An 18,640-nucleotide genomic window follows, 5' to 3' on the forward strand; every position below is an offset into this window, starting at 1 on the left:
GGGAGCGGGTTTACCCGCGAAGAGGCCGGCACAGGAGCAAGAAATTCAGCGGCGCCCTGCCCAACGCTGGCGCAACCACTCCAGGTCTTCCGGCCGGGTCACCTTGATGTTGTCGCTGCGCCCTTCGACCAGCCGCGGCGCCTGGCCGGACCACTCGATGGCAGAGGACTCGTCGGTCACCAGCACATCCGACACAAGGCACTCGGCCAGCGCCTGATGCAACGCCCCAAGGCGGAACATCTGCGGTGTATAGGCCTGCCAGATGGTACTGCGGTCTACGGTAGCGCCCACCCGGCCATCAGCATCGGCCCGCTTGAGGGTATCGCGAGCCGGCACCGCCAGCAGGCCACCCACCGGGTCGTCCGCCAGCTCCGACAACAGCTTGTCCAGATCGCTGCGCGCCAGGTTTGGTCGCGCAGCATCATGCACCAGCACCCAGTCGCTGTCCGCCGCCCCTTGGGCATGCAGCATCAGCAATGCATTGAGCACTGAGTCGGCACGCTCGCGCCCTCCCACGGCGCGCTGGATGCGCGAGTCGCTGGCGCAGCGCAGGCGAGGCCAGTACGGGTCATCTTCGGCAATGCTGACCACCACGCCCTTGAGCATAGGGTGGCCAAGAAAACAGTCGAGGCTGTGCTCGAGAATGGTCTGCCCGGCCAGCTCCAGATACTGCTTGGGGCGGTCGGCAGCCATGCGGGCACCGACGCCCGCAGCAGGAATCACGGCCCAGAAGGCCGGTAAGGTTTCGATCATTTCTGTGGCAACTGGAAGAGGGTTTCGCCCTCTTTGACCATTCCCAATTCGTGGCGAGCCCGCTCTTCGACGGTCTCCATGCCTTTTTTCAGCTCCAGCACTTCGGCATCGAGCACACGGTTGCGCTCGAGCAAGCGCTCGTTTTCGGCATGCTGCTCGGCAATCTGCTGCTTCAGCTCGGTCACTTGCGCCAGGCTGCCATTACCCACCCACAGGCGGTACTGCAGGCCACCCAGCAGCAGGAGCAGGACGAGGAACAACCAATAGGGACTGCGCATCACGTTATCCAGGTTAAAAAGGCCGCCGGCTATTATTACTTCCGGGCCTCGAATAGCACGAAGCCTGGCCGAGGCCAGGCTTCGTCGACAGAAACCCGTTGAAATGTAGGAAAGTTCAGTACGAACGTTCCCACAACTCCGGCTGCTGTCTTTTTACCATCTCTTGCTTAGCCGCGAAACTCGGCACGACCGCGGTAAACCGCTTTGGCACCCAGTTGCTCTTCAATGCGCAGCAGCTGGTTGTACTTGGAAACGCGGTCGGAACGGCACAGCGAGCCAGTCTTGATCTGGCCGGCAGCGGTACCCACAGCCAGGTCGGCAATGGTCGAGTCTTCGGTTTCACCGGAACGGTGCGAAATCACCGCGGTGTAGCCAGCAGCCTTGGCCATCTGGATGGCTTCCAGGGTTTCGGTCAGCGAGCCGATCTGGTTGAACTTGATCAGGATCGAGTTACCGATGCCCTTCTCGATGCCTTCCTTGAGGATCTTGGTGTTGGTCACGAACAGGTCGTCGCCAACCAGCTGCACCTTGGTGCCGATCTTGTCGGTGAGGATCTTCCAGCCAGCCCAGTCGGACTCGTCCAGGCCGTCTTCGATCGAGATGATCGGGAAGCGCTCGGTCAGGCCTTTCAGGTACTCGGCAAAGCCTTCGGCGTCGAACGACTTGCCTTCGCCGGACAGGTTGTACTTGCCGTCTTCGTAGAACTCGGAAGCCGCGCAGTCCAGGGCCAGGGTCACGTCGGTGCCCAGCTTGTAGCCGGCTTTCTCGACAGCTTCGGCGATGGCGCCCAGGGCGTCTTCGTTGGAAGCCAGGTTAGGGGCGAAACCACCTTCGTCACCAACGGCGGTGTTCAGGCCACGGGCCTTGAGCACGGCTTTGAGGTGGTGGAAGATTTCGGTACCCATGCGCAGGCCGTCGGAGAAGGTCTTGGCGCCAACCGGCTGTACCATGAACTCCTGGATGTCGACGTTGTTGTCGGCGTGCTCGCCACCGTTGATGATGTTCATCATCGGTACCGGCATCGAGTACTGGCCAGGGGTGCCGTTCAGGTTGGCGATGTGCGCGTACAGCGGCAGGTCCTGGTCCTGGGCAGCGGCCTTGGCGGCAGCCAGGGAAACGGCCAGGATGGCATTGGCGCCCAGCTTGGCCTTGTTCTCGGTACCGTCCAGCTCGATCATGGCGCGGTCCAGGGCCTTCTGGTCGGCAGGGTCCTTGCCCAGCAGCAGGTCACGGATCGGGCCGTTGATGTTGGCGACAGCCTTCAGCACGCCCTTGCCCAGGTAACGGCTCTTGTCGCCATCACGCAGCTCCAGCGCTTCGCGCGAGCCAGTGGAAGCACCGGACGGCGCGCAGGCGCTGCCGATGATGCCGTTGTCGAGCAGTACATCGGCTTCCACGGTGGGGTTGCCACGCGAATCGAGAACTTCACGACCTTTGATGTCGACGATTTTTGCCATTGTTGTAAGCACTCCAGAATTGACGAAAACAACTTAGCTTAGGGAATTCTTGCCGTTCACCGGGCGGAATTGCAGTGGGCAGGCCGGGTGAAGGGAACCCCTGACCGACTGGTCAGGGGTGGATCGGACGGTACTTTACCCGAGAATTGAGCTTTACGCGGTTTCTACCGTCGGAAAACTTTTCACCAGGTCGTCCAGTTGCTTGAGCTGGGCCAGGAATGGCTCCAGTTTGTCCAGGCGCAGGGCACATGGGCCATCGCACTTGGCGTTGTCCGGATCGGGGTGTGCTTCGAGGAACAGCCCTGCCAGGCCTTGGCTCATGCCGGCCTTGGCCAGGTCGGTGACCTGGGCGCGGCGACCACCGGCGGAATCGGCGCGACCACCCGGCATCTGCAGGGCGTGGGTCACGTCGAAGAACACCGGGTACTCGAACTTCTTCATGATGCCGAAGCCGAGCATGTCCACCACCAGGTTGTTGTAGCCGAAGCTCGAACCACGCTCGCAGAGAATCAACTGGTCGTTACCGGCCTCTTCGCACTTGGTCAGGATGTGTTTCATTTCCTGGGGCGCGAGGAACTGGGCCTTCTTGATGTTGATCACTGCGCCGGTCTTGGCCATGGCCACCACCAGGTCGGTCTGCCGCGACAGGAAGGCCGGCAGCTGGATGATGTCGCACACCTTGGCTACAGGCTCGGCCTGATAAGGCTCGTGCACGTCGGTGATGACCGGCACGTTGAAGGTGCGCTTGATCTCTTCGAAGATCTTCAGCCCCTCTTCCATGCCCGGGCCACGGTACGAGGTCACCGACGAACGGTTGGCCTTGTCGAAGCTGGCCTTGAACACGTACGGGATACCGAGCTTCTCGGTCACCCGCACGTACTCTTCGCAGACCTTCATTGCCAGGTCACGGGACTCCAGGACGTTCATGCCGCCGAACAGGACGAACAGCTTGTCGTTGGCTATCTCGATGTTACCGACGCGAATGATCTTCTGGGTCATTGATCAGGCCTTGTTCTTCTGAGCCAGGGCTGCCTTGACGAAGCCGCTGAACAGCGGGTGGCCGTCACGCGGGGTCGAGGTGAATTCCGGGTGGAACTGGCAGGCGACGAACCATGGGTGGTCCTTGGACTCCACCACTTCCACCAGCGCGCCGTCTTCAGAGCGGCCGGAAACCACCAGGCCGGCATCGATCAGTTGCGGCAGCAGGTTGTTGTTCACTTCGTAGCGATGGCGGTGACGCTCGGTGATCACGTCCTTGCCGTAGCAATCGTGCACCTTGGAACCGGCCGCCAGCTGGCAGTCCTGTGCGCCCAGTCGCATGGTACCGCCCAGGTCGGAGGCTTCGCTGCGGGTTTCGACGGCACCGGTGGCATCGGCCCACTCGGTGATCAGGCCGACTACCGGGTGGCCGCTGTTGCGGTCGAACTCGGTGGAGTTGGCGTCCTTCCAGCCCATCACGTTACGGGCGAATTCGATCACGGCCACCTGCATGCCCAGGCAGATACCCAGGTACGGCACCTTGTTCTCACGGGCGTATTGCACCGCGGTGATCTTGCCTTCCACGCCGCGCAGGCCGAAACCGCCCGGCACCAGGATGGCATCGGCGCCTTCGAGCAGGCTGGTGCCCTGGTTCTCGATGTCTTCCGAGTCGATGTAGCGCAGGTTGACCTTGGTGCGGTTGGTGATGCCGGCGTGGCTCATCGCTTCGATCAGCGACTTGTACGCATCCAGCAGCTCCATGTACTTGCCGACCATGGCGATGGTCACTTCGTGCTCAGGGTTGAGCTTGGCATCGACCACCTTGTCCCACTCGGACAGGTCGGCGCCATTGCACTGCAGACCGAAACGCTCGACGACGAAATCGTCCAGGCCCTGTGCGTGCAGCACGCCCGGGATCTTGTAGATGGTGTCGACGTCTTCCAGCGAGATCACCGCACGCTCTTCAACGTTGGTGAACAGCGCGATCTTGCGACGCGACGAGGCATCGACCGGGTGGTCGGAGCGGCAGATCAGCACGTCAGGCTGCAGGCCGATGGAGCGCAGCTCCTTGACCGAGTGCTGGGTCGGCTTGGTCTTGGTCTCGCCAGCGGTGGCGATGTACGGGACCAGGGTCAGGTGCATCAGCATGGCGCGCTTGGAGCCCACTTCGACGCGCAGCTGGCGGATGGCTTCGAGGAACGGCTGCGACTCGATGTCACCGACGGTACCGCCGATTTCCACCAGGGCCACGTCGGCATCGCCGGCGCCCTTGATGATGCGACGCTTGATTTCATCGGTGATGTGCGGGATGACCTGGATGGTCGCGCCCAGGTAGTCACCACGACGTTCCTTGCGCAGTACGTGCTCGTAGATGCGGCCGGTGGTGAAGTTGTTGTTCTGGGTCATGGTGGTGCGGATGAACCGCTCGTAGTGGCCCAGGTCGAGGTCGGTCTCGGCGCCATCGTGGGTGACGAACACTTCACCGTGCTGGAACGGGCTCATGGTGCCCGGATCGACGTTGATGTACGGATCCAGCTTGAGCATGGTGACCTTCAGGCCCCGCGCTTCCAGGATGGCCGCCAGGGAAGCCGAGGCAATGCCTTTCCCCAATGAAGAAACAACACCGCCCGTGACGAATATGTAGCGCGTCATGAAAAACCCTAGAAGTCTGCGTTAAGGCGGCCAGCGCCGCCGGAGAAAGCGAAGGAAGGCCGAAGCCCCCGATCACCTGCGTCAATCACAGTGCATCTCGAAAAACTGCCGCGTCTGTACAGACCAGGGGTATCCCCGGCATGGAGCTCGCTCGTCATTTCCAGAATCAGCCCAGCAAAAAACTGCTTGGTAATCGGCAACTCCTGTGTTTTCGCGGAACCCACAGAAGCTGTATCAAGAAGGGAGGGTAGTCTACCCGAATGTACCCTTCAGCTCAAACCTTGCGCGTTCGTCGGCAACTGCCAGGACAGCTGGCAATCAGCCTGCACCAGCCCGGGCAGGTTGGCCACCGCCAGCAAGCGTTCGCCCTGGTACAGCAGTGGCAGGCGCGGGCGCAGGAAAAGCGGCACCTGCAGTTCGTTTAACAGGCGCTTGAGGTCGCGTCGGCCGCGGCCGGGGACATCCAGCACTTCACCGCCCTGGCGGTAGGCAATGCGCAAGCCGTCCAGCGGCGCTGCGCCAACAAGACGCACCCTGCCGTTACCCGGCAACAGCAAAGGCTTGGCGGGATCGGCCCAGGGCAGTTCGCCGACGGGCAGCTGCAGCCAGTCACCACTCAACCACCAGATGCGGCCATGACTGCGCAGCAACTGCCCATCGGCAAGCTGCCAGGCGGGCCGGGCATCGGCGGCGGCATCGCGCAGGTCCGCCCAGCCGGCCCAGTGTCGGGTGTCGGGCAGGCGGGTACGGCGGCTCAGCCAGTACTGCAGGGCATTGCGCTGACGGGCCGGCGACAGTGCCACCAGGGTAGCCAGGTCGAGGGAGTCCAGCCCCGGCCAAGCCACCGGCGCGCCCTCCCTGGCGAGCGCCAGGTCGTCCTGGGCAAGCTCGTCCAGCAGGCCTTGGGCTTCGCTCAGGTGCTCGGCGGCGCGGGCCAGGTTCTGGCTGGCCTGCGGCCAACGTTGCCGAAGCAGCGGAAAGACTTCGCTGCGCAGGTAGTTGCGGGCAAATTGTGTGTCAGCGTTCGTCGGATCTTCGATCCAGGCCAGCCCATTGACCTGGGCGTGGTCCTGCAGTTGCTGGCGGGAACAGCCCAGCAACGGCCTGACCAGGCTGCCCTGCCCTAGCGCCCGCTGCCCCGGCATTGCAGCCATGCCACGCAGGCCTGCGCCGCGCAGCAGGCGGAACAGCAGGGTTTCGGCCTGGTCGTCGCGGTGCTGGCCGGTGAACAGGATGTCGCCTGGGCCGACGGCTTGCCTGAAGGCAGCATAGCGGGCGTCGCGGGCAGCCTGTTCGAGGCTGGCGCCGGGGGTGACCTGGACATGGATGACCTGGAGTTCGATGCCGAGATTGTCGCAGACGGTTTGGCAGTGGGCGGGCCAGGCATCGGCGGCGGGTTGCAGGCCGTGGTGGACGTGGATGGCGCGCAATGGAGGGGATGCGTGATTGCGGGCGTAGTCGGCCAGCAGGTGCAGGAGGACGGTGGAATCGAGGCCGCCGGAGAAGGCGATGTACCAGGCTGGGGCGTTGAGCCAAGGGGTGAGGTTGATCATCGAACCCGCACTCAATTCGAGAATGCATTCGCGGGTGAACCCGCTCCCACAGGGATCGCGCCGTTTCAGAGGGCTGCGCAGTACCTGTGGGAGCGGGTTCACCCGCGAACACCGGCGAAGCCGGTGCCATTCATCTCGCTATCAGATACCGTAGCTCATCAGGCGATCGTAACGGCGGGCCAGCAGCGCGTCATGGTCGAGCTTGCCGAGCATGTCCAGCTGCTGTACCAGGTCGGCACGGATGCTTTCCGACATCTTCGCCGGGTCACGGTGGGCGCCGCCCAGCGGCTCCTGGATGACCTTGTCGACGATGTTCAGGCTCTTCAGGCGCTCGGCAGTGATGCCCATTGCCTCGGCCGCGTCAGCTGCCTTGTCGGCTGTCTTCCACAGGATCGAGGCGCAGCCTTCCGGCGAGATCACCGAGTAGGTGGAGTACTGAAGCATGTTCAACTGGTCGCACACACCGATGGCCAGCGCACCGCCGGAACCACCCTCACCGATCACGGTGGCGATGATCGGGGTTTTCAGGCGCGCCATCACGCGCAGGTTCCAGGCGATGGCCTCGCTCTGGTTGCGCTCTTCGGCGTCGATGCCCGGATAGGCGCCCGGGGTGTCGATGAAGGTCAGGATCGGCATCTTGAAGCGCTCGGCCATTTCCATCAGGCGGCAGGCCTTGCGGTAGCCTTCAGGGCGCGGCATGCCGAAGTTGCGGCGTACCTTCTCGCGCACTTCGCGGCCCTTCTGGTGACCGATGACCATGACCGGCTTGCCGTCCAGGCGCGCAGTACCGCCGACGATGGCAGCGTCGTCGGAGAAATGGCGGTCGCCGTGCAGCTCTTCGAACTCGGTGAAGATGTGCTCCAGGTAGTCCAGGGTGTAAGGACGACGCGGATGACGAGCCAGGCGGGCGATCTGCCAGCTGGTCAGGTTGCCGAAGATGCTTTCGGTCAGGGTGTTGCTCTTGTCTTGCAGACGGGCAATTTCATCGCTGATGTTCAGCGAGTTGTCGTTGCCTACCAGGCGCAGGCCTTCGATCTTGGCTTGCAGGTCGGCAATCGGCTGTTCGAAATCGAGAAAATTCGGGTTCATAGTCATCCGTCTTGGGTCTACGGCCAGGCGGCCGGCCGGTTGATCCGTTTGGCGCCCTACCTTAAGGGATCAGGCGCATTCAGGTCGAGATTAAATTTTTGTCGGTTCAACGATATTGCAGGAAGACGTTCTCACGCCCGAACTGGTCACGCAGCGCCTGAATCAGCCCATCGGCCGGGTCGATAGCCCACTGCTCGCCGAACTGCAGCATGGCCTTGGCGTCGCTGCCGGTGTATTCGAGAGTGATCGGGCAAGCGCCGCGATGGCGGGTAATCAACTCGCCCAGCCACTTCAGCCGGTCGCCCTTGAGCGCTTCGTGTGCCACCTTCAGGCGCAGGCTCTCGGCCAGCTTGGTGCGCGCATCCTCCATGGTCATCACCTGCTTCACCCGCAGGCGCAGGCCACCGGAGAAATCGTCGTTGCTGACCTCGCCTTCGACAACCACCATGGCATCGGTCTGCAGCAAGGACTGTGCCGCCATGAAGGCATCGGCAAACAGCGACGCCTCGATGCGCCCGGAGCGGTCATCCAGGGTGACGAAGCCCATCTTGTCGCCCTTCTTGTTCTTCATCACCCGCAGGGCAATGATCATGCCGGCGATGGTCTGGGTATCGCGTGACGGCTTGAGGTCGATGATGCGCTGGCGGGCGAAGCGGCGGATCTCGGTCTCGTACTCGTCGATCGGGTGGCCGGTGAGGTACAGGCCAAGGGTGTCCTTTTCGCCCTTCAGGCGTTCCTTGAGGGTCAGTTCGCGCACCTTGCGGTGGTTGGCGTAGACGTCGGCATCCGCCTCTTCGAACATGCCGCCGAACAGGTCGACGTGGCCACTGTCAGCGGTGTGGGCGGCCTGCTCGGCAGCCTTGATGGCCTCGCCCAGCGCCGAGAGCAGGGTTGCACGGTTGATATCGATGTTGGCGTGGTAGGCCTTGATCTCGTCATGGAAGTGCGGGCCCAGGCGGTCCAGCGCACCACTGCGGATCAGCGCGTCGAGGGTACGCTTGTTGACCCGTTTGAGGTCGATGCGCTCACAGAAGTCGAACAGGTCCTTGAATGGGCCACCCTGGGCGCGAGCCTCGACGATCGCCTCCACCGGGCCCTCGCCGACGCCCTTGATGGCGCCCAGGCCGTAGACGATGCGCCCGTCATTGTTGACGGTGAACTTGAAGTCGGAGAAGTTCACGTCGGGCGCGTCGAGGCGCAGCTTCATGCTGCGCACTTCCTCGACCAGCACCACCACCTTGTCGGTGTTGTGCATATCCGCCGACAACACCGCAGCCATGAACGGCGCCGGGTGGTGGGTTTTCAGCCATGCGGTCTGGTACGAAACCAGGCCATAGGCGGCGGAGTGGGACTTGTTGAAGCCGTAACCGGCGAACTTTTCCACCAGGTCGAAGATGTTACCAGCCAGGTCTGCATCGATATTGTTGTTGGCACAACCTTCGATGAAACCACCGCGCTGTTTGGCCATTTCCTCGGGCTTCTTCTTACCCATCGCACGGCGCAGCATGTCGGCGCCGCCGAGGGTATAGCCAGCCATCACCTGGGCGATCTGCATCACCTGTTCCTGGTACAGGATGATGCCGTAGGTCGGTGCCAGCACCGGCTTCAGGCCTTCGTACTGGTAGTCCGGATGGGGGTAAGCGAGCTCGGCGCGGCCGTGCTTGCGGTTGATGAAGTCGTCCACCATGCCCGACTGCAGCGGGCCTGGGCGGAACAACGCCACCAGTGCGATAAGGTCTTCCAGGCAGTCGGGCTTGAGCTTCTTGATCAGCTCTTTCATGCCCCGCGATTCAAGCTGGAACACCGCCGTGGTTTCGGCCTTCTGCAACAGCTCGTAGGTCTTGCGGTCGTCCAGCGGGATGAAGTCGATGTTTACATCGGGCAGGTTCTTCTTGGCCTGCTCGCGGTTGATGATCTCCATCGCCCACTTGATGATGGTCAGGGTCCGCAGGCCGAGGAAGTCGAACTTCACCAGGCCGGCGGCCTCGACGTCATCCTTGTCGAACTGGGTTACCAGGCCGCCGCCCTCTTCATCACAGGCGATCGGCGAGAAGTCGGTAAGCTTGGTCGGGGCAATGACCACACCACCGGCGTGCTTGCCGGTACCGCGTGTCACGCCCTCGAGCTTCAGGGCCATGTCCCAGATTTCGCGGGCGTCTTCGTCACCCTTGAGGAAGTCGCGCAGGATCTCTTCCTGCTCGTAGGCCTTTTCCAGGGTCATGCCCACTTCGAACGGGATCATCTTCGACAGGCGGTCGGCCAGGCCGTAGGACTTGCCCTGTACCCGCGCCACGTCTCGCACCACCGCCTTCGCCGCCATGGTACCGAAGGTGATGATCTGGCTGACCGCGTTGCGGCCATAGGCTTCGGCCACATAGTCGATCACCCGGTCACGGCCATCCATGCAGAAGTCGACGTCGAAGTCGGGCATGGAAATACGTTCAGGGTTGAGGAAGCGCTCGAACAGCAGGTCGTAGGCCAGCGGGTCGAGGTCGGTGATCTTCAGGACATAGGCCACCAGCGAGCCAGCACCCGACCCCCGGCCCGGGCCGACCGGAACACCGTTGTTCTTGGCCCACTTGATGAAGTCCATCACGATCAGGAAGTAACCGGGGAAGCCCATCTGGATGATGATGTCCAGTTCGAACTTCAGGCGGTCCAGGTAAACCTGGCGCTTCTCTGCGTAGTTGGGCGTGGTCTCTTTCGGCCACAGCACTGCCAGGCGCTCTTCCAGGCCTTCGTGGGACACATGCCGCAGGTAGTCATCGATGCCCATGCCATTGGGCGTGGGGAAGTCGGGCAGGAAGTACTTGCCCAGCTGCACCTGAATGTTGCAACGCTTGGCAATCTCGACGGTGTTGGCAATGGCGTCGGGCAGGTCGCTGAACAGTTCGGTCATTTCTTCGGCCGACTTCAGGTACTGCTGGTCGCTGTACATCCTTGGACGGCGCGGGTCGTCAAGGGTCCAGCCCTCACCGATGCATACGCGGGTTTCGTGAGCATCGAAGTCCGATTGCTTGATGAAACGCACATCGTTGGTTGCCACCAGCGGAGCGCCGAACCTGTCGGCCAAGGCCACGGCGGCGTGCACATATTCCTCGTCGCGGGCGCGGTTGGTGCGCTGCACCTCGACATAGAAGCGCTCGGGGAACATCGCCATCCAGTCCTGCAGAAGGGCCTCGGCCTCATCTTGCCGCCCCGCCAGCAAGGCCATGCCAATGTCACCTTCCTTGCCTGCGGACAGGGCGATCAGGCCCTCGCTGGCCGGGGCGATCCATTCACGCTGAAGGATCACCAGGCCGTTGCGCTGGCCCTCGGTCCAGCCGCGCGAGATCAGCTCGGTGAGGTTGCGGTACCCCTTGGGGTTCATGGCCAGGAAGCAGATACGCGACAGCGGTGCTTCCGGGTCGGCAGCGGCCAGCCACAGGTCGGCGCCGCAGATCGGCTTGATGCCCGCGCCCATGGCAGTCTTGTAGAACTTTACCAGCGAGCACATGTTGCTCTGGTCGGTGATCGCCACCGCCGGCATGTTCATCCCGGCCAGCGCCTTGGCCAGCGGCTTGATCCGCACCAGGCCGTCGACCAGCGAGAATTCGGAGTGGACGCGCAGGTGAACGAAGGGAACCGACATGGAAGATCCTGTAGCAGTGCTGAACGACAAGGGCGGGATTGTAGCTTAAATGGGGATGTTTTTTGGGGCTGCTTCGCAGCCCATCGCCGGCAAGCCAGCTCCCACAGGGACCGCGTAGCTGTCAGGGATTGTACGATCCGTGTGGGAGCTGGCTTGCCGGCGATGGGCCGCAAAGCGGCCCCGGGGGTTCAGATCAGGGAATCGAGAACACCGGCACGCGCGTCCCACGCGGCCCGCACCGGGGCAAAGGAGCGCCGATGAATAGGTGTAGGCCCCAAGCGTGCCAGCGCCTCGAGGTGCACCGGGGTCGGGTAGCCCTTGTGCCCGCCAATGCCATAGCCCGGGTAGATCAGCTCGAATGCGCTCATCTCCCGGTCACGGGTCACCTTGGCCAGGATCGACGCCGCCGCGATGGCCGGCACTTGGCTATCGCCCTTGACTACCGGCGACGCCGGTACGGCCAGTTTCGGGCAACGGTTACCGTCGATCAGGGCCAGCTTCGGTGTAATGTGCAGGCCTTCCACCGCGCGCTGCATGGCCAGCATGGTCGCATGCAGGATATTCAGGCGGTCGATTTCCTCGACCTCGGCACGCGCAATGCAGAAGCTCAAGGCCTTTTCGCAGATCTCGTCGAACAGCGCTTCGCGCTTGGCTTCGGTGAGTTTCTTCGAATCGTTCAGGCCGAGGATCGGGCGCGCCGGGTCGAGGATCACCGCCGCGGTCACGACCGCACCGCACAGCGGGCCACGGCCCACTTCGTCGACGCCCGCGACCAGGTCCTCGACCAGGTTGAAGTCCAGTCCAATTTGCATGTCAGCGGTCCTTGAGCAAGGCCAGTACCGCCTCAGCCGCCTGGTTGGAGGCGTCACGGCGAAGGGTGCGGTGAATTTCGTCGAAACTTTCGGTCTGCCGGCTGCCATCGGCTACCAGCGGAGCCAGGGTATTGGCCAGTGCTTCGCTGGTGGCGTCATCCTGCAGCAGCTCGGGCACCAGCGCACGCTGGGCCAGCAGGTTCGGCAACGAAACGTAGGGGCTCTTTACCAGGCGTTTGAGGATCCAGTAGGTCAGGGGCGCCAGGCGATAGGCCACAACCATCGGCCGCTTGTACAGCAGCGCTTCGAGGGTGGCAGTACCCGAGGCGATTAGCACCGCGTCACAGGCCGCCAAAGCCTGGTGCGACTGGCCATCGAGCAGGGTCAGCGGCAGCTTACGCCCTTCGAGCATCTGCTCGATCTGGGCACGCCGCGCGGCATTGGCACAGGGCAGTACGAAACGCACGCCCGGTACCTGCTGGCGCAGCCTTTGGGCAGCATCCAGGAACAGTGCCCCCAGGCGCCCTACTTCGCCGCCCCGACTGCCCGGCATCAACGCCACTACCGGCCCTTCGCCCAGGCCAAGCGCGGCACGCGCCGCAGGACGGTCGGCTTCTAGCGGGATGGTATCGGCCAACGGGTGGCCAACGAAGCGCACTGGCACGCCCTGCTCTTCATAGAACCGCGCCTCGAATGGCAACAGCGTCAGCATCAGGTCGCAGCCTTCGCGAATCTTCAGCACACGCTTCTGCCGCCAGGCCCATACCGACGGGCTGACGTAGTGCACGGTCTTGATCCCGGCCTGACGCAGTTTCAGTTCGATGTTGAGGGTGAAGTCGGGGGCATCGATGCCGATGAACACATCGGGCTTTTCGCCGATCAGGGTCTCGATCAGCAGCTTGCGCCGCTTGAGCAGCTCGCGCAGGCGCCCCAGCACTTCGACCAGGCCCATCACGGCCAGGCGCTCCATGGGGAAATAGGATTGCAGGCCTTCGGCTTCCATCAAGGGACCACCAACGCCGATGAACCGTACATCGGGGTGGCGTGCCTTGATGGCACGCATCAAGCCTGAACCGAGAATATCGCCGCTGGCCTCACCTGCGACCAAGGCTACGCAAAGCTGGGCCATGTCAGCGGGTGATGCCGCGGGCGGAGTTCACGATCGACTGGCGGAACAGATCGACCTCAGGGTGCTTCGCAGCCAGTTCGTCCAGCTCCTTGAGCGCGTCTTCGACGGTCAGGCCCTGGCGATAGACAATCTTGTAGCAACGGCGCAGCACATGGATCACCTCGTCGCTGAAACCCCGGCGGCGCATGCCTTCGAAGTTCATGCTGCGGGCTTCGGCCGGGCTGCCGAACACGGTGACGAAGGCCGGGACATCCTTGCCGATCGCCGTGCCCATGCCGGAAAACGCGTGGGCACCGATATGGCAGTACTGGTGCACCAGGGTGTAACCGGACAGGATCGCCCAGTCCCCCACGTGCACATGGCCGGCCAAGGCCGTGTTGTTGACCAGGATGCAGTGGTTGCCGATGACGCTGTCGTGGCCGATGTGGGCATAGGCCATGATCAGGTTATGGTCACCGACGGTGGTTTCCGAACGGTCCTGGACGGTACCGCGGTGGATGGTCACCCCTTCGCGGATCACATTGTGGTCACCGATCACCAGGCGCGTCGGCTCACCCTTGTACTTGAGGTCCGGGGTGTCTTCGCCGATCGAGGAAAACTGAAAGATACGGTTGTGCTTGCCGATGCGGGTCGGCCCTTTGAGCACAACATGCGGGCCGATAACGGTGCCCTCCCCGATCTCCACATCAGGGCCAACGATCGACCAGGGGCCGACCTCGACACCATCGGCCAGCCTGGCCGACGGGTCGATAATGGCCCGAGGATCAATCGAATTCATAGGGAGCGTTCCGCACAGGTGATTTCTGCCGAGCAAACGGGCTTGCCGTCGACCAGGGCGCGGCACTCGAATTTCCAGATCATGCTCTTGCGGCTGAGGAACTTGGCTTCCAGCACCAACTGGTCACCCGGCAATACCGGCTGACGGAAACGCAGCTTGTCGGAGCCGACGAAGTAGTACAGGGTGCCATCGGCCGGTTTGGCGTCGAGCATCTTGAAACCGAGGATACCCGCGGCCTGTGCCATGGCTTCGATGATCAGGACGCCCGGCATGATCGGGTGCGCCGGGAAATGGCCGTTGAAGAACGGCTCGTTGATGCTGACATTCTTGTAGGCACGAATGCTCTGGGCCTCGTAGTCCAGCTCCGTCACGCGGTCCACCAACAGGAACGGGTAACGGTGAGGCAGGTATTCGCGAATCTCGTTGATGTCCATCATTTCGGGGGGGAAGCCTGTAATAAGAATAGGGAGCGCAGGTGCTGACCACACGCTCCTTTTGCAGTCCAAAGAGGAGCCAGCTAGCGACTGTTCACTCTTGCTCAGGGAATGGTATCAGCCTTCTGATGTCGGCTGGCCACCTGAGGTCACGGTATCGACGCGTTTTTCCAGCTGCTGGAGACGCTTGGCCATGTCATCCAGGTGGCGGATACGCGCGGCGCTCTTGCGCCATTCAGCCAGTGGCTGCATGGCAGTGCCGGAAGAATAGGCACCCGGTTCGGTGATCGAACGGGTCACCATGGTCATCCCAGACACGAAAACGTTATCACAGACATCGATATGACCCACCATGCCGACACCTCCGGCAATGGTGCAATGCTTGCCGATGCGCGTGCTGCCGGAAATCCCGACGCATGCAGCCATGGCCGTATGCTCACCGATCTGCACGTTGTGGGCGATCTGGATCTGGTTGTCGAGCTTGACCCCATCAGCGATGCGCGTATCCGACAGTGCCCCGCGATCGACCGCAGTGTTGACACCGATTTCCACATCGTCGCCGATGGTAACACCACCGATCTGGGCAATTTTGCGCCACACGCCCTTCTCGTTGGCAAAACCGAAGCCTTCACCGCCAATCACGGCACCTGACTGGATGACCACACGCTTGCCGATGGTCACATCATGGTACAGGGTGACCCTCGGGGCCAGCCAGCCGCCCTCACCGATCACGCAACGGGCACCGACCACACAGTGTGCACCCACACTGACATTGGCCGCGATGCGCGCACCGCTTTCGATGACCGCGAACGGCCCGATGCTAGCACTGGCGTCCACCTGCGCGTCCTCGGCCACCACGGCGCTGGGATGAATACCCGCCACAGCCTTGGGTTTGGGGTCGAACAGGTGGGAGATGCGCGCATAGGCCAGATACGGGTCGGCTACGATCAGCGCATTGCCGGCAAAGCCTTCGGCGTCCGCTGCCTTCAGCAGCACCGCAGCCGCCTGGCTGCTATCCAGGAACTTGCGGTACTGCGGGTTGGCGAGGAAGCTCAACTGACCTGGGCCAGCCTCCTGCAAGGTGGCCAGCCCGGTAATCTGCAGCGCCTCGGGCCCCTTGAGAGTGGCGCCGAGGGCCTCGGCCAACTGGCCTAGCGTCATGGTCACGGTCATATCAACGGGCTTGGTTCATGCGCTCGATGACCTGGCGGGTGATGTCGTACTGAGGCTTGACATCGATGACCGCGCCACGCTCGAGGACCAGGTCGTAACCACCTTTCTTGATCACTTCCTCGACAGCGCCATCCAGCTTCGGCTTCAGTTGCTTGAGCATGTCGCGGTCAGCAACGGCCTTGGCTTCGTTCAGTTCCTTGGACTGGAACTGGAAGTCACGGGCCTTCTGCTTGAACTCGAGTTCCAGGCGCTCGCGCTCCTGCTGCTGCATCTTGTCGCCGCCCTTGATCAGACGGTCCTGGATGCCCTTGGCGCTGCTTTCCAGGCTTTTCAGCTTGGTCAGTTGCGGGCCGAACTTCTTCTCGGCATCCACCGCGTATTTCTTGGCGGCGTCCGACTCCAGCAGGGCCATCTGATAGTTCAGGACGGCAACCTTCATTTCGGCGAAAGCCGGGGTGGCGACAAGCGCCGCGGCCACTACGGCCAGTTGGGTCAACTTACGCACGATGCACTCCTGGATAAACCGTTGTCATTAAGCGAGGGCCGACCTCAGAAGGTCTGGCCCAGAGAGAATTGGAACACCTGGGTGTCGGCATCGTCCGGCTTCTTGACCGGCATTGCCAGGCTGAAGCTCAGCGGGCCCAGTGCGGTGATCCAGGTCACGCCCAGGCCGACCGAGCTGGCCATACCCGAGAAACCGACCTTCTCGCAATCAGGCTGGTTGCCGCAATTGGTGTCGAACACGTTACCCACATCCCAGAACACGGACGTGCGCAGCGAACGCTGATCCTTGACGAATGGCAGCGGGAACAGCAGCTCCACACCACCTTGTACCAGCACGTTGCCACCAAACGGCAACGGATCCTGGTCCGGGTCGGCGATGGTGCCTGGCTTGCCACCGTTGGCCTCGCCGCGGCTTGGGGTACTGCGTGGGCCCAGGCTGCTGTCCTTGAAGCCACGGACGGAGTTGAAGCCACCCGCGAAGTAGTTCTCGTAGAACGGCAGGCCGGAGGTGCTGCCGTAACCATCACCATAGCCCAGCTCGGTGTGCAGGCGCAGGGTGTAGTCGTTGGTAATCGGCTTGAACAGCTGGCCGCGGTAGTCGAGCTTGAAGAACGACAGGTCGCTGCCCGGAATGGTGGATTCCAGGGTCAGGCTTTGCGAGTGACCACGGGTCGCCAGCACGCCTTTGTTCAGGGTCGACTCCGACCAGCCGATCGAGGCCTTGAAGTTCAGGAAGCTGTCGCCTTCCTCTTCGAGGAAATCGAAGATCTCGTCAACGGTGTACTTGCCGGTCTTGATCTTGTCCTGCTGCACGCTCAGGCCATAGGTCAGGCGCGAGGTCTCGCTGATCGGGTAGCCGAGGCTGACGCCTGCACCGTAGCTGTCCACCGCGTAGCTGGCCACGTCGACGTCGAGGTCGTCGTAGTCGGTGCTGCGGTAGAAGGCGTTGTAGCCCAGGCTCACGCCATCGGCAGTGAAGTAGGGGTCAACGAAGCCGAAGTTGTAGCGGGTCTGGTATTCCGAACGGGTCAGGCCGATGGATACCTTGTTACCGGTACCGAGGAAGTTGCTCTGGCTGATCGAACCACCGAGGATCAGGCCGGCGCTCTGGGCGAAACCGACGCTGGCGGTGATCGAGCCGGAGGCCTGTTCCTCGACGCTGTAGTTGACGTCGACCTGGTCGTCGGTGCCCGGCACCGGCGGGGTCTCGACGTTCACTTCCTTGAAGAAGCCCAGGCGTTCCAGGCGGGTCTTGGACTGGTCGATCAGGTAGGTCGAGGCCCAGCCGCCTTCCATCTGGCGCATTTCGCGACGCAGCACTTCGTCTTCGGTCTTGGTGTTGCCGCGGTAGTTGATGCGGTTGACGTAGGCACGCTTGCCCGGGTCGACCACGAACATGATGTCGACGGTGTGGTCTTCATCGTTCGGCTGCGGCACACCGTTGACGTTGGCGAAGGTGTAGCCTTCGTTACCCAGGCGGCGGGTGATCAGCTCGGAGGTGCTGGTCATCACCTTGCGCGAGAACACCTGGCCAGGCTGCACCAGCAGCAGCGACTTGACCTGATCTTCCGGCACCTTCAGGTCACCGGACAGCTTCACGTCACGGACGGTGTACTTCTCGCCTTCGTTGATATTGACGGTGATGTAGACGTGTTTCTTGTCCGGCGTGATGGACACCTGGGTGGAGGCGATGTCCATGTTGATGTAGCCGCGGTCCAGGTAGTAGGAACGCAGGCGCTCCAGGTCACCGGAGAGCTTTTCGCGGGCGTACTTGTCGTCGTTCTTGAAGAACGACAGCCAGTTGGTGGTCTTCAGCTCGAACAGCTGCGCCAGGGTCTCGTCGTCGAACACGTTGTTGCCGACGATGTTGATGTGCTGAATGGCGGCGACGGTGCCTTCGTTGATCTTGATCTTCAGCGCCACGCGGTTGCGCGGCTGCGGCACCACCTCGGCGTCGACCTCGGCCGAATAGCGGCCCTGGGCCACGTATTGGCGCTGCAGTTCGTTACGCACACCTTCGAGGGTGGCACGCTGGAAGATCTCGCCTTCGGCCAGGCCGGATTGCTTCAGGCCTTTCATCAGGTCTTCGGTGCTGATGGCCTTGTTGCCTTCGATCTCGATGCTCGACACCGACGGGCGTTCGACCACGTTGATGATCAGGACATTGCCATCGCGGTTCAGCTGAATGTCCTGGAAGAAGCCGGTCTTGAACAGGGAACGGGTCGACTCCACCAGTCGGCGGTCATCGGCCTGGTCGCCGACGTTCAGCGGCAAGGCACCGAAGACACTGCCGGCGGAAACCCGCTGCAGGCCGTTGACGCGGATATCGGAGATGGTGAAGGACTCGGCGTGAACTTCAGCGATCATCAGTGCGGACATGACCGCAGTTAGCAGCAGACGTTTCATGAAGTCCTTTTA

General features: G+C 62.4%; 15 protein-coding genes. All 15 read right to left on the reverse strand.

Annotated elements, in window-relative coordinates; translation table 11 throughout:
- Positions 1–45: 45 nt before the first annotated feature.
- Positions 46–753 carry a 2-C-methyl-D-erythritol 4-phosphate cytidylyltransferase gene (gene ispD / locus WM94_RS12310; protein WP_039614791.1) on the reverse strand — a complete coding sequence of 236 codons (708 nt, stop codon included), beginning with the start codon at positions 751–753 and terminating at the stop codon, positions 46–48.
- Positions 750–1,031 carry a cell division protein FtsB gene (ftsB, locus tag WM94_RS12315; RefSeq protein ID WP_004375443.1) on the reverse strand — a complete coding sequence of 94 codons (282 nt, stop codon included), beginning with the start codon at positions 1,029–1,031 and terminating at the stop codon, positions 750–752. The genes ispD and ftsB overlap by 4 nt, the downstream gene beginning before the upstream one ends.
- Positions 1,032–1,198: 167 nt before the next feature.
- The gene (eno, locus tag WM94_RS12320; protein ID WP_015269203.1) at positions 1,199–2,488 is read right to left on the reverse strand and encodes a phosphopyruvate hydratase; all 1,290 of its coding nucleotides are present in this window, start codon (positions 2,486–2,488) and stop codon (positions 1,199–1,201) included.
- A 153-nt stretch (positions 2,489–2,641) separates the two neighbouring features.
- Positions 2,642–3,487, reverse strand: a complete 846-nt coding sequence (gene kdsA / locus WM94_RS12325) for a 3-deoxy-8-phosphooctulonate synthase (RefSeq protein WP_061551303.1) — start codon at positions 3,485–3,487, stop codon at positions 2,642–2,644.
- 3 nt (positions 3,488–3,490) lie between these two features.
- Positions 3,491–5,119, reverse strand: coding sequence for a CTP synthase (locus WM94_RS12330; RefSeq protein ID WP_004375437.1), 1,629 nt, complete (start codon positions 5,117–5,119; stop codon positions 3,491–3,493).
- 269 nt (positions 5,120–5,388) lie between these two features.
- On the reverse strand, positions 5,389–6,672 hold the full coding sequence (gene tilS, locus WM94_RS12335) for a tRNA lysidine(34) synthetase TilS (protein WP_061551304.1): 1,284 nt from the start codon (positions 6,670–6,672) through the stop codon (positions 5,389–5,391).
- Positions 6,673–6,813: 141 nt separating this feature from the next.
- A complete protein-coding gene (gene accA / locus WM94_RS12340) occupies positions 6,814–7,761 on the reverse strand; it encodes an acetyl-CoA carboxylase carboxyl transferase subunit alpha (RefSeq protein WP_013971263.1) in 948 nt (315 codons plus the stop codon).
- Between the two features lie 106 nt (positions 7,762–7,867).
- Entirely contained in the window at positions 7,868–11,392 is a 3,525-nt protein-coding gene (gene dnaE / locus WM94_RS12345; protein ID WP_061551305.1) for a DNA polymerase III subunit alpha, read from the reverse strand.
- A 188-nt stretch (positions 11,393–11,580) separates the two neighbouring features.
- Positions 11,581–12,204 carry a ribonuclease HII gene (rnhB, locus tag WM94_RS12350; protein ID WP_061551306.1) on the reverse strand — a complete coding sequence of 208 codons (624 nt, stop codon included), beginning with the start codon at positions 12,202–12,204 and terminating at the stop codon, positions 11,581–11,583.
- 1 nt (position 12,205) lies between these two features.
- On the reverse strand, positions 12,206–13,333 hold the full coding sequence (gene lpxB, locus WM94_RS12355) for a lipid-A-disaccharide synthase (RefSeq protein WP_061551307.1): 1,128 nt from the start codon (positions 13,331–13,333) through the stop codon (positions 12,206–12,208).
- Position 13,334: 1 nt separating this feature from the next.
- On the reverse strand, positions 13,335–14,111 hold the full coding sequence (gene lpxA / locus WM94_RS12360) for an acyl-ACP--UDP-N-acetylglucosamine O-acyltransferase (RefSeq protein WP_023661474.1): 777 nt from the start codon (positions 14,109–14,111) through the stop codon (positions 13,335–13,337).
- The gene (gene fabZ, locus WM94_RS12365; protein WP_004375427.1) at positions 14,108–14,548 is read right to left on the reverse strand and encodes a 3-hydroxyacyl-ACP dehydratase FabZ; all 441 of its coding nucleotides are present in this window, start codon (positions 14,546–14,548) and stop codon (positions 14,108–14,110) included. The genes lpxA and fabZ overlap by 4 nt, the downstream gene beginning before the upstream one ends.
- A gap of 114 nt (positions 14,549–14,662) precedes the next feature.
- A complete protein-coding gene (gene lpxD / locus WM94_RS12370) occupies positions 14,663–15,718 on the reverse strand; it encodes a UDP-3-O-(3-hydroxymyristoyl)glucosamine N-acyltransferase (RefSeq protein ID WP_013971258.1) in 1,056 nt (351 codons plus the stop codon).
- Between the two features lies 1 nt (position 15,719).
- Complete coding sequence (locus WM94_RS12375) at positions 15,720–16,223, reverse strand: OmpH family outer membrane protein (RefSeq protein WP_015269197.1); 504 nt, start codon at positions 16,221–16,223, stop codon at positions 15,720–15,722.
- Positions 16,224–16,267: 44 nt separating this feature from the next.
- Positions 16,268–18,628 (reverse strand): outer membrane protein assembly factor BamA, encoded by a 2,361-nt coding sequence (gene bamA / locus WM94_RS12380; protein WP_013971256.1) that lies wholly within the window; start codon positions 18,626–18,628, stop codon positions 16,268–16,270.
- Between the last annotated feature and the right edge of the window lie 12 nt (positions 18,629–18,640).

This window comes from Pseudomonas sp. ABFPK (assembly GCF_001586765.1).
Classification (GTDB): Bacteria; Pseudomonadota; Gammaproteobacteria; order Pseudomonadales; family Pseudomonadaceae; genus Aquipseudomonas; species Aquipseudomonas asiatica.

Coding starts and splice junctions, on each gene's coding strand:
- ispD (WP_039614791.1), bottom strand. CDS start 753: ATGATCGAAACCTTACCGGCCTTCTGGGCCGTGATTCCTGCTGCGGGC.
- ftsB (WP_004375443.1), bottom strand. CDS start 1,031: ATGCGCAGTCCCTATTGGTTGTTCCTCGTCCTGCTCCTGCTGCTGGGT.
- eno (WP_015269203.1), bottom strand. CDS start 2,488: ATGGCAAAAATCGTCGACATCAAAGGTCGTGAAGTTCTCGATTCGCGT.
- kdsA (WP_061551303.1), bottom strand. CDS start 3,487: ATGACCCAGAAGATCATTCGCGTCGGTAACATCGAGATAGCCAACGAC.
- WM94_RS12330 (WP_004375437.1), bottom strand. CDS start 5,119: ATGACGCGCTACATATTCGTCACGGGCGGTGTTGTTTCTTCATTGGGG.
- tilS (WP_061551304.1), bottom strand. CDS start 6,672: ATGATCAACCTCACCCCTTGGCTCAACGCCCCAGCCTGGTACATCGCC.
- accA (WP_013971263.1), bottom strand. CDS start 7,761: ATGAACCCGAATTTTCTCGATTTCGAACAGCCGATTGCCGACCTGCAA.
- dnaE (WP_061551305.1), bottom strand. CDS start 11,392: ATGTCGGTTCCCTTCGTTCACCTGCGCGTCCACTCCGAATTCTCGCTG.
- rnhB (WP_061551306.1), bottom strand. CDS start 12,204: ATGCAAATTGGACTGGACTTCAACCTGGTCGAGGACCTGGTCGCGGGC.
- lpxB (WP_061551307.1), bottom strand. CDS start 13,333: ATGGCCCAGCTTTGCGTAGCCTTGGTCGCAGGTGAGGCCAGCGGCGAT.
- lpxA (WP_023661474.1), bottom strand. CDS start 14,111: ATGAATTCGATTGATCCTCGGGCCATTATCGACCCGTCGGCCAGGCTG.
- fabZ (WP_004375427.1), bottom strand. CDS start 14,548: ATGATGGACATCAACGAGATTCGCGAATACCTGCCTCACCGTTACCCG.
- lpxD (WP_013971258.1), bottom strand. CDS start 15,718: ATGACCGTGACCATGACGCTAGGCCAGTTGGCCGAGGCCCTCGGCGCC.
- bamA (WP_013971256.1), bottom strand. CDS start 18,628: ATGAAACGTCTGCTGCTAACTGCGGTCATGTCCGCACTGATGATCGCT.